Here is an 11,301-nt window from a genome sequence, read left to right on the forward strand (position 1 = left end):
GGAGCCGCCCATGACTCAACTTCAAAACATCCTGATCAAAAACCCGGTGGCGGTGATGACCGGCCTGCGCGGCCCGCGTGCCCGGGCCGGTGCCGTGGACATTCGAATCGTCAACGGTCGCATCGCCGAAATGGCCGCGAACCTTGAAGCGCAACCGGGTGAACGGGTGATCGATGCGCGCCATTCGGTCGTGTATCCAGGCTGGATCAACACCCACCACCACCTGTTCCAGAACCTGCTCAAAGCCGTGCCCGAGGGTCTGAATCAAGACCTGCAAGGCTGGCTGGCCAGCGTGCCCTACCCGCGCCTCAACCGTTTCACCCCGCAACTGGCGCGGATCGCCGCCCGGCTGGGCATGGCCGAACTGCTGCTGTCGGGGGTAACGACCTGCGCCGATCACCATTACCTCTACCACGCCAACGGCACCACCGAGACCGGCGACCTGCTGTTCGACATGGCCGATGAATTTGGCCTGCGCTTCGTGCTGTGTCGGGGCGGCGCACTGGAATCGGCCAGCGCCCATCCGGGGTTCTCGAAAACCGCGCTACAACCGGAAACCCTGAACCAAATGGTCGGCGATATCGAACGGTTGAAGTCGCTGTATCACCAGGACACCCCGGATGCGATGCGGCGGGTGGTGGTGGCGCCAACCACGCCGACTTTTTCGCTGCCGCCGACGCTGTTGCGCGAACTGGCGCACACCGCCCGTGGCCTCGGCTTGCGCTTGCACACGCACCTGTCCGAAACACAGAACTACGTGAATTTCTGCCGCGAGAAATACAACTGCCTGCCGGTGGAGTTCGTCGCCGAACACGAATGGCTCGGCCCGGACGTCTGGTTCGCCCATGCGGTGCACATGCAACCAGGTGAAATTCGCATGCTCGCGCAAACTGGCACCGGTGTTTCCCACTGCCCGGTGAGCAATGCGCGCCTGGGCAGCGGTGTCGCGCCGATCCCGCAGATGTTCGAGGCCGGTGTGCCGATCTCCCTTGGCGTCGACGGCGTGGCATCCAACGAATCCGGGAGCATGGTTGGCGAGGTGAACACGGCATGGCTGATTCATCGGGCGGAGCAAGGCGCCTCGGCAACCACCGCCGAAGATGTCATTCACTGGGGCACGGCGGGTGGTGCGCAGGTGTTGGGCCTGGGCGCGGTCGGCACCCTCGAAGTCGGGCAAGCGGCGGATCTGGTGATCTATGGCCTGGATCATCCGCGGTTCTTCGGTTTCCACGACATTGCTGTGGCACCGGTGGTGGCGGGTGAACCGATTGCCGTGCGCTACAGCCTGGTCGGCGGTCGCGTGGTGGTCGATGACGGCGTGATCCCGGGGCTGGACGTGCAGCAGATGCGCGCCGAGGCGTGGGAAGGCGTGCGGCAGTTGATGCATGTAGACGACTGACCCACTACCAACACAAATCCCCCTGTAGGAGCTGGCTTGCCAGCGAAGACGGCCGTCGACCCAGCGCATATCGCCTGACACACCGCTTTCGCTGGCAAGCCAGCGCCTACAGGGGATTGCGTCATATTCAGGTGAATGCCATGTCCGGCCTCAACGATCTCCTACAAGCCATCGACAGCGCCGCCCAAGCCGGCGAAGAAACCATCCTCGCCACCGTGGTCAAGGTCGAAGGCTCGGCCTATCGCCGCCCTGGCGCGCGCATGCTCATTCCGCTGCACGGCCGTACCGTCGGCACCGTCAGCGGCGGTTGCCTGGAACAGGACCTGGCGAAAAAAGCCTGGTGGCTGACTGATTCCGGCGAGCCCGTGGTGCGCCGCTACAGTACCGGCGCGACCGAAGACGAAGACGAAGACGACGAGCAAAGCGCCCTGACCTTTGGCCTCGGCTGCAACGGCACAGTGTTCGTGCTGCTTGAACGCCTGCGTGCGAAAAATCCCTCGCCGGCCATCGACCTGCTGCGGCGAGTCCGCGAACACCAACAACCGGCCGCCATGGCTACCGTTATTGCCACTTCGCGCAATGCCTCGGCACGGGTCGGTGACCGGTTGCGGTCGGACACCGATGAAACCCTGCGCAACGCTCAACTGAGCAGCGCCATCCGCAACGACCTGCACAAGACGCTGCTGCAGAAAAAATCATCGCTGCGCCTCTACACCGACGCCCGCGGCGAAGTCGAAGTGTTCTTCGAATACGTCGCTCCACCAGCGCGCCTGGTGATTTTCGGCGCCGGTCACGACGCGCAGCCGCTGGTGCGCATGGCGAAATTGCTGAACTGGCATGTCAGCGTCATCGACAGTCGCAGCCACTTTGCTCGACCGGAACGCTTCCCTCAGGCGGACGCGGTGATCTTTGCCAACCTCGAAAACCCGTTCGAATTGAACCCCGTGATCGACGGCGCGGCGGTGGCCGTGATGACCCACAGCTATCGCCAGGACCGGCACTGGCTCGGGCAACTGCTGCAAGCCGCGCCCGCCTACCTCGGCCAACTCGGGCCCAAAGAGCGCACCGAACGCCTGCTGACAGACATCGGCCGCAGCTCGTCAGCCTTGCATTACCCGATGGGTCTGGATCTCGGCGGCGATGCCCCGGAAAGTGTGGCGCTGTCGATACTCGCGGAGATGACGGCGGTGTTGAACCAACGCCAGGGCGGGATGCTCAGGCATCGGGTCAAACCGATTCATCAGGCGGATTTACTGGTCAGTGAAAAACTTGCGGCCATGGCAGATTTGTAGGAGCTGGCTTGCCAGCGAAGACGGTCGCACAATCGACACTTGTATCGCCTGATGCACCGCTTTCGCTGGCAAGCCAGCGCCTACAGGGGTGTTTGAGCGCTGGTCAACGCCGCCGAAGCCGCCAGCATCGCCCGCAACAACACCGCGCACCCGGCGGCCAGGTCGTCCGGTGCGGCGTTTTCGATTTCGTTGTGGCTGATGCCGCCCTCGCACGGTACGAAAATCATCCCGGCCGGGCCGAGTTCGGCGAGGAAGATCGCGTCGTGCCCGGCGCCGCTGACGATGTCCATGTGCGACAAACCCAGGCCTTGGGCCGCACCGCGCACCGCTTCGACGCAGCCTTTGTCGAAGTACAACGGCGGGAAGTCGGCGGTCGGCGTCAGTTCGAAAGTAAGCCCGTGTTCTTCGCAGGTGGTTTCGATGACGTCACGCACTTCGGCGATCATCGAGTCCAGCCGTGCCGGCTCCAGATGGCGAAAATCCAGGGTCATGCGCACTTCACCGGGGATGACATTGCGTGAACCGGGATACGCTTGCAGGCAACCGACGGTGCCGCAGGCATGGGGTTGATGGCTGAGGGCGGCGCGGTTGAGCGCACCAACGATCACCGCTGCGCCGACCAGAGCATCCTTGCGCAAGTGCATCGGGGTCGGGCCGGCGTGGGCTTCGACGCCGCGCAGTTTCAGGTCAAACCATTTTTGCCCGAGCGCGCCCATCACGACGCCGATGGTTTTGCGCTCGTCTTCAAGGATCGGGCCTTGTTCGATATGCGCTTCAAAGTAAGCGCCGACCTTGTGCCCGCTGACCTTGCGCGGTCCCGCGTAACCGATGGCGTTGAGTGCTTCGCCGACCGTCACGCCCTCGGCGTCGACCTTGGCCAGGGTTTCTTCCAGGGTGAATTTTTCGGCAAAGACGCCGGAGCCCATCATGCACGGGGCAAAACGCGAACCCTCTTCATTGGTCCAGACCACCACTTCCAGCGGCGCTTCAGTCTCGATGCTCAGGTCATTGAGGGTGCGCAGCACTTCGACGCCCGCCAGCACACCGAAGCAACCGTCGAACTTGCCGCCGGTGGGCTGGGTGTCGATGTGGCTGCCGGTCATCACCGGTGGCAGATCGGGATTGCGGCCGGGGCGGCGGGCGAAGATGTTGCCCACGGCGTCGATGCTGACGGTGCAACCTGCTTCTTCACACCACTGGACAAAAATGTCCCGCGCCTGGCGATCCAGGTCGGTCAGGGCCAGGCGACAGACGCCGCCCTTGACCGTGGCGCCGAGTTTGGCCAGCTCCATGAGCGACTGCCACAGCCGGTCGCGGTTGATGTGCTGATGGGTGGATTGCAGAACGTCTATGGCCGCGTTCATGAATGATCTCCTCGGGCTGTTCTTATGGATTTCTTCAGGCAGTTTGTCGGCGTGCTGGAGGCCTCATCGCTGGCAAGCCAGCTCCTACAATTGAAATGCGATCCCCTGTAGGAGCTGGCTTGCCAGCGATGAGGCCCTCCCTCACACCGCAGATTTAGCAACAGACGGGCTGGGCCGCATCACATTCAACCCGTAATAAATCACCCCACCCAACGCCGAACCGGTAAACCAGCCGTAACTGTAGAACCAGCTGAACGCATCACTGCCCAACGACAGCAACGTGAGCACCACCGGCACACCAAACGCGATGAAGCCGCTCCAGTTCCACGCCGGGTACACGTCATCGCGGTACAGGCCCGCGAGGTCAAGCTGCTGCTTTTTGATCAGGAAGTAATCAACCACCATGATCCCGGCAATCGGCCCGAGCAGGCTGGAATAGCCGAGCAACCAGTTGGAGTAGACCGTTTCAAGGCTAACGTCAGACACGATCAAGCCGAGCTTTTTCAGCAGTTCGTGGGCCATCAGGCCCAGCCCTACCAGCCCGGTAAGAATCACCGCTTTCGTGCGGTTGATCGCCTTGGGCGCAATGTTCTGGAAGTCATTGGTTGGCGAAACGATGTTGGCGGCGGTGTTGGTCGACAGCGTGGCAATGATGATCAGTGCCATGGCTATCGCGACCCAGAACGGGCTCTGGATATGACCGATCAGGGTCACCGGATCAGACACCGTCACCCCGACCAGTTTGACCGACGCAGCAGTCATCACCACACCGAGGGAAGCAAACAGGAACATGGTCAGCGGCAAGCCGATGATCTGCCCGACGATCTGGTCCTTCTGGCTTTTCGCGTAGCGACTGAAGTCCGGAATGTTCAAGGACAACGTGGCCCAAAAGCCGACCATCGCCGTCAACCCGGCCGCAAAGTAGCTGGCCACACCCGCCCCTTCGGGACGCTTGGCCGGGATCGCCAGCAGTTCGGTCATCGACACATTCGGCATGGCCCACACCAGAAGCCCTGCGCCCACTGCGACCAGCAGCGGCGCCGACAGGGTTTCCAGCCATTTGATCGACTCGGCGCCGCGAATCACCACCCACAGGTTCAGCGCCCAGAACACCATGAAACCAATGACTTCACCGGTGCCGCCCAAAGATTTCCAGCCATCGAACACCGAGCCCAGAAACAGGTGAATCGCCAGCCCGCCGAACATGGTTTGAATGCCAAACCAGCCGCACGCCACCAGAGCGCGGATCAGGCACGGGATGTTGGAGCCGAGGACGCCGAAGGATGAACGCAGCAACACCGGAAACGGGATTCCGTACTTGGTGCCGGGGAACGCGTTAAGTGTCAGCGGTATCAACACGATGATGTTGGCAAACAGAATCGCCAGCAGCGCTTCACCGACGCTCAGCCCGAAGTACGCCGTCAGCACGCCGCCGAGGGTGTAGGTCGGCACGCAAATCGCCATGCCGACCCACAACGCGGTGATGTGCCATTTGTTCCAGGTTCGTTCGCGCACCTTGGTCGGTGCAATGTCGTGGTTGTAACGGGGACTGTCGAGGACGTCGCTGCCGGCTTCGAGCTCAAACAAGCCGTCGCGCTCGGTCACTTTCGAACTGATCTGTTGCATGGCCGCTCCACTGTTTTTTTTGATTATTGTTGCTCATCAGGGGGGCTGGCGCTTATGGCGCAAACCCGACGATGGCCGGAGAAACTGACAACTTTCATGGACCGGCCAAGGTGTCAGCGGCGGCATCAATAAACGTGCCGGGTGCCCCGCTTACGCATCGGGCAGTGCCAATACAACGTTCTAACGTGCTGATGTTTATCAGCTTTATATATTCAACCAGTGTCACTCAAGCCAAATGCCAAGCCGTTGGCAAAACATTCAAGGCTCAATCTGGTGCGTCATACTTTTTTTCAAACGCACGCATCAATCATAGACCCTGTACAAACAGCTGATTTCACTTAAGAAATCTTGACCATATTTCGTTCCTGTCAAGTGCGTCAAAATGGTGAACGGCCTCACCATTTTGGTGAATTTAACTTTTAACGCTTATTTATCAATTAGTTAATAACTGCATAAGCTTATAAAAAATATTCTTGCCGATTCCATAAACTGCAGCTAGCGTTTAATCCTGACAGTGTTGACAGGAATTACTTGTTCGCACTTGCTTCATATAGAACATTTAGAACCGATATCAGTCGGTCATTGCCTGCGAGGAATCCGGAATGTCTCTGTTGATTCGTGGCGCTACCGTTATTACCCATGATGAAAGTTATCGCGCCGATGTGTATTGCGCAGACGGCGTGATCAAGGCCATCGGCGAAAACCTCGATATTCCCGCGGACGCCGAACGACTCGACGGCACCGGCCAATACCTGATGCCCGGCGGCATCGATCCACACACGCACATGCAACTGCCCTTCATGGGCACCGTGGCCAGCGAAGACTTTTTCAGTGGCACGGCGGCGGGACTGGCCGGTGGCACCACGTCGATCATCGATTTTGTGATTCCCAATCCGCAGCAATCCTTGATGGAAGCCTTCCATCAGTGGCGCGGCTGGGCTGAAAAATCGGCGTCCGACTATGGCTTTCATGTGGCGATCACCTGGTGGAGCGAACAGGTGCGCGAAGAGATGGCCGAGCTGGTCAGCCAACATGGCGTCAACAGCTTCAAGCATTTCATGGCCTACAAAAACGCGATCATGGCGGCCGATGACACGCTGGTGGCGAGTTTCGAGCGCTGCCTGGAACTGGGTGCCGTGCCGACCGTTCACGCGGAAAACGGCGAACTGGTTTATCACCTGCAACGCAAACTGATGACTCAGGGCATGACCGGGCCTGAAGCCCATCCGTTATCGCGTCCGTCGCAGGTGGAAGGTGAAGCGGCGAGTCGGGCGATCCGTATTGCCGAAACCCTCGGCACGCCGCTCTATCTGGTGCACGTTTCGACCAAGGAAGCCCTCGACGAAATCACCTATGCCCGCGCCAAGGGCCAACCGGTCTACGGCGAAGTGCTGGCCGGGCACTTGCTGCTGGACGACAGCGTCTACCAGCACCCGGACTGGCAGACCGCTGCCGGTTACGTGATGAGCCCGCCGTTCCGTCCGCGCGGACATCAGGAAGCACTCTGGCATGGCCTGCAAGCTGGCAACCTGCACACCACCGCCACCGACCACTGCTGTTTCTGCGCCGAGCAGAAAGCGGCCGGCAAAGACGATTTCAGCAAAATCCCCAACGGCACGGCCGGCATCGAGGACCGCATGGCCGTGCTGTGGGAGGAAGGCGTCAACACCGGGCGTTTTTCCATGCAGCAATTCGTGGCGCTGACGTCGACCAATACCGCGAAGATCTTCAACCTTTACCCGCGCAAAGGTGCGATCCGTGTCGGTGCCGACGCCGATCTGGTGCTGTGGGACCCGCAGGGCACGCGAACCATTTCCGCCAAGACTCACCACCAGCAGGTCGACTTCAACATCTTCGAAGGCAAGACCGTGCGCGGTGTTCCGAGCCATACCATCAGCCAGGGCAAGGTTGTCTGGGCCGATGGCGATCTGCGGGCCGAGCGCGGTGCCGGGCGGTATATCGAACGGCCCGCGTATCCGGCGGTGTTTGATTTGCTGAGCAAGCGGGCCGCGCTGAATCAGCCGGTTGCCGTGAAACGCTGAGATCGGCCTTCGGCCTATCGCTGGCAAGCCAGCTCCTACAAGGGATCGCATTTCAAACTGTAGGAGCTGGCTTGCCAGCGAAGGCGTCCTCGCAGGCAACGAAAAACCAATGCCCATCAGAGGCAGCACCTCAAATAACCGTGAGGCCAATACCGTGATCAAGTCCCTGACCCACCTCCCGCATCCTTACGAGACTGCGGCCGCCCTCGCCGGCCATTTCACTGACCTGGCGCCACCGCTCAATGATCGCCAGGCGCACCTTGAGGCCTCGCGTTGCCTGTACTGCTACGACGCACCCTGCGTAAACGCCTGCCCGAGCGAGATCGATATTCCCTCGTTCATCCGCAACATTCATCAGGACAACGTACAGGGCGCGGCGCAGACAATCCTCTCGGCCAATATTCTCGGCGGCAGTTGCGCCCGGGTCTGTCCGACGGAAATCCTTTGCCAGCAGGCCTGCGTGCGTAACAACGCCCACGAGTGCGCGCCGGTGTTGATCGGTCTGTTACAGCGCTATGCCGTGGACAACGCACACTTCAGCGAACACCCGTTTGCGCGTGCGGCGGCCACGGGTAAGCGCGTCGCCGTGGTCGGCGCCGGTCCTGCCGGTTTGTCCTGCGCCCACCGCAGCGCCATGCACGGGCATGACGTGGTGATTTTCGAAGCACGGGAAAAGGCCGGTGGCCTCAACGAATACGGGATCGCCAAATACAAACTGGTGGACGATTACGCGCAGAAGGAGCTCGACTTCCTGCTGGAGATTGGCGGCATCGAAATCCGTCATGGGCAGAAACTTGGAGAGAACCTGACCCTCAGCGAGCTGCATCAGCAATTCGACGCGGTGTTCCTCGGCCTCGGGCTCAACGCCAGCAAGCAACTGGGACTGGACCACGAAGACGCCCCCGGCTTGCTCGCCGCCACCGATTACATCCGCGAACTGCGCCAGGCCGATGACCTGACGCAACTGCCACTGGCCGATCACTGCATCGTCCTCGGCGCGGGCAACACCGCCATCGACATGGCCGTGCAAATGGCCCGCCTCGGTGCGCACGACGTCAACCTGGTGTACCGCCGTGGCGTCGAGGACATGAGCGCCACTCACCACGAACAGGACATCGCCAAGGCCAATCAGGTACGCCTGTTGACCTGGGCCCAACCCGAAGAAGTCCTGCTCGACGCCAACGGACAGGTGCGCGGCATGCGCTTCGCTCGTACGCAAATGGTCGACGGTCGTCTGCAAACCACCGGCGAAACCTTCGAACTGGCCGCCGATGCGATCTTCAAAGCCATCGGCCAGGCCTTTGACAGCAGCGCCCTCACCGATCCGTTGGCCCGTGAACTCAAGCGCCAGGGCGAACGCATTGAAGTGGACGAAAATCTGCGCACCAGCATTCCCGGCGTGTATGCCGGCGGGGACTGCACCAGCCTCGATCAAGACCTGACCGTGCAAGCGGTGCAGCATGGCAAACGCGCCGCCGAGGCGATCAATGCTCAACTGATGCTCAACGTGGAGGCTGCGTAAATGGCCGATCTGTCGATTGTCTTCGCTGGCATCAAATCCCCGAATCCGTTCTGGCTGGCCTCCGCGCCACCGACCGACAAGGCCTACAACGTGGTCCGCGCCTTCGAGGCCGGCTGGGGCGGCGTGGTCTGGAAGACCCTCGGTGAAGACCCGGCTGCGGTGAACGTGTCGTCGCGCTACTCAGCGCATTTCGGCCCTAACCGAGAGGTGCTCGGTTTCAACAATATCGAGCTGATCACCGACCGCTCGCTGGAGATCAACCTGCGGGAAATCACCCAGGTGAAAAAGGACTGGCCGGACCGTGCGCTGATCGTGTCCTTGATGGTGCCGTGCGTCGAAGAATCCTGGAAGCAAATCCTGCCGCTGGTGGAGGCCACCGGCGCTGACGGCATCGAACTGAACTTCGGTTGCCCGCACGGCATGCCGGAACGGGGCATGGGCGCGGCAGTCGGCCAAGTGCCGGAGTATGTCGAACAGGTCACCCGCTGGTGCAAGACGTATTGCTCGCTACCGGTGATCGTCAAGCTCACACCGAACATCACCGACATCCGCGTCGCCGCCCGGGCGGCCCATCGCGGTGGCGCCGATGCGGTGTCGTTGATCAACACGATCAACTCGATCACCAGCGTCAACCTGGAACGCATGGTCGCCAACCCCATGGTCGGCAGCCAAAGCACCCACGGCGGTTATTGCGGGTCAGCGGTGAAACCGATTGCCTTGAACATGGTCGCTGAAATCGCCCGTGACCCGCAGACACAAGGCCTGCCAATCAGCGGGATTGGCGGCATCAGCAACTGGCGCGATGCCGCGGAATTCATCGCGCTCGGCAGCGGCTCGGTGCAGGTGTGCACGGCGGCGATGCTGCATGGCTTCCGGATTGTCGAGGAGATGAAAGACGGGTTGTCGCGGTGGATGGACAGTCAGGGCTACGCCAGCGTTTCAGAGTTCTCCGGGCGTGCGGTGGGCAATACCACGGACTGGAAGTACCTGGACATCAACTATCAGGTGATCGCAAAAATCGATCAGGAGGCGTGCATCGGTTGTGGTCGTTGCCATATCGCCTGTGAGGACACTTCGCACCAGGCCGTGACCAGCCTGAAAATGCCTGATGGAACCCACCGCTATGAAGTAATCGAAGAGGAATGCGTGGGCTGCAATCTGTGCCAGATCACCTGCCCGGTGCAGGACTGTATCGAGATGGTGCCGATGGAGAATGGCAAGCCGTTTCTGGACTGGAACCATGATCCGAGGAACCCGTATCACGTTGTCGTCTGACTACGGCGGTGTCTGAACTGACGCCATCGCTGGCAAGCCAGCTCCTACAAGGATAGCGATAATCCTGTAGGAGCTGGCTTGCCAGCGATGGGCCCCGAACAGCCACCACAAAACTCAAGGTTCCAACCCAATCCCGCGCAAAATCACACTGGTCACCGTCTGCACGGCCTTCTCGAACTGCCTGTCCGACAGCGGCTGGTGGTCATTGAGGATATTCACTTGGTGATCGAAGTCGGCATAGTGCTGGGTCGAGGCCCAGATCATGTAGAGCAGGCTTGAAGGCTCTACCGGCAAGATGCGCTTGTCGTCGACCCACTGGCGGATTTTCGCTTCTTTCATCTTGGCCCAGTCGTACAGGCTGGCGTCCAGCGCCGTGCCCAAGGTCGGCGCACCGTGGATGATTTCGTTGGCCCAGACTTTCGAACCATAGGGCCGGCTGCGCGAATGGTTCATCTTGGCGCGGATATAGCTGCTGAGCACCACACGCGGATCGTCGAACATCTCGAAGCACATCGCGTCCTGCTTCCACACTTCCAGCAAGTCGAACAATACGGCGCTGTACAGCTCGGTCTTGGTGCTGAAGTAGTAATGCAGGTTGGAACGCGGCAGTTGCACTTCGGCGGCGATGTCAGCCATGGCAGTGCTGCCGAAGCCTTTTTCAGCGAAGACTTTTTCCGCCCCCAACAGGATTTTCTCGACGTTACTGCGACGAATCTCGATCTTGTGATTGCCCATGAGGGCTCCCTGACAACAGCGTTAAACAAGACTAGCATCCGCGATC

8 protein-coding genes are annotated in these 11,301 nt (G+C 60.6%); 5 read left to right on the plus strand and 3 right to left on the minus strand.

Annotated elements, in window-relative coordinates:
• Positions 1-10: 10 nt before the first annotated feature.
• Both CKW15_RS00410 and CKW15_RS00415 read left to right on the plus strand, forming a co-directional pair.
• Entirely contained in the window at positions 11-1,399 is a 1,389-nt protein-coding gene (locus tag CKW15_RS00410) for an amidohydrolase family protein (protein ID WP_095151245.1), read from the plus strand.
• Between the two features lie 140 nt (positions 1,400-1,539).
• A complete protein-coding gene (locus CKW15_RS00415) occupies positions 1,540-2,691 on the plus strand; it encodes an XdhC family protein (protein ID WP_095151246.1) in 1,152 nt (383 codons plus the stop codon).
• Positions 2,692-2,771: 80 nt separating this feature from the next.
• Here CKW15_RS00415 and CKW15_RS00420 read toward each other — a convergent pair whose 3' ends face one another.
• Together CKW15_RS00420 and CKW15_RS00425 are read right to left on the minus strand one after the other, a co-directional pair.
• On the minus strand, positions 2,772-4,055 hold the full coding sequence (locus CKW15_RS00420; RefSeq protein WP_095151247.1) for a Zn-dependent hydrolase: 1,284 nt from the start codon (positions 4,053-4,055) through the stop codon (positions 2,772-2,774).
• 141 nt (positions 4,056-4,196) lie between these two features.
• Complete coding sequence (locus CKW15_RS00425; protein WP_095057825.1) at positions 4,197-5,681, minus strand: NCS1 family nucleobase:cation symporter-1; 1,485 nt, start codon at positions 5,679-5,681, stop codon at positions 4,197-4,199.
• A gap of 602 nt (positions 5,682-6,283) precedes the next feature.
• On the opposite strand from CKW15_RS00425, the gene hydA reads away from it, so the two are divergent.
• The 3 genes from hydA (at position 6,284) to preA (ending at position 10,520) form a co-directional block, all read left to right on the plus strand.
• Entirely contained in the window at positions 6,284-7,723 is a 1,440-nt protein-coding gene (gene hydA / locus CKW15_RS00430; RefSeq protein WP_095151248.1) for a dihydropyrimidinase, read from the plus strand.
• 154 nt (positions 7,724-7,877) lie between these two features.
• The gene (locus tag CKW15_RS00435; protein WP_095151455.1) at positions 7,878-9,245 is read left to right on the plus strand and encodes an NAD(P)-dependent oxidoreductase; all 1,368 of its coding nucleotides are present in this window, start codon (positions 7,878-7,880) and stop codon (positions 9,243-9,245) included.
• Positions 9,246-10,520 (plus strand): NAD-dependent dihydropyrimidine dehydrogenase subunit PreA, encoded by a 1,275-nt coding sequence (gene preA / locus CKW15_RS00440; protein ID WP_095151249.1) that lies wholly within the window; start codon positions 9,246-9,248, stop codon positions 10,518-10,520. It abuts the gene before it with no gap.
• A 114-nt stretch (positions 10,521-10,634) separates the two neighbouring features.
• Here preA and CKW15_RS00445 read toward each other — a convergent pair whose 3' ends face one another.
• Positions 10,635-11,255, minus strand: coding sequence for a TetR/AcrR family transcriptional regulator (locus CKW15_RS00445; protein WP_095057822.1), 621 nt, complete (start codon positions 11,253-11,255; stop codon positions 10,635-10,637).
• Positions 11,256-11,301 lie beyond the last annotated feature (46 nt).

Origin of the sequence: Pseudomonas sp. Irchel s3b5 (assembly GCF_900187435.1) — a bacterium.
Lineage (GTDB): Bacteria > Pseudomonadota > Gammaproteobacteria > Pseudomonadales > Pseudomonadaceae > Aquipseudomonas.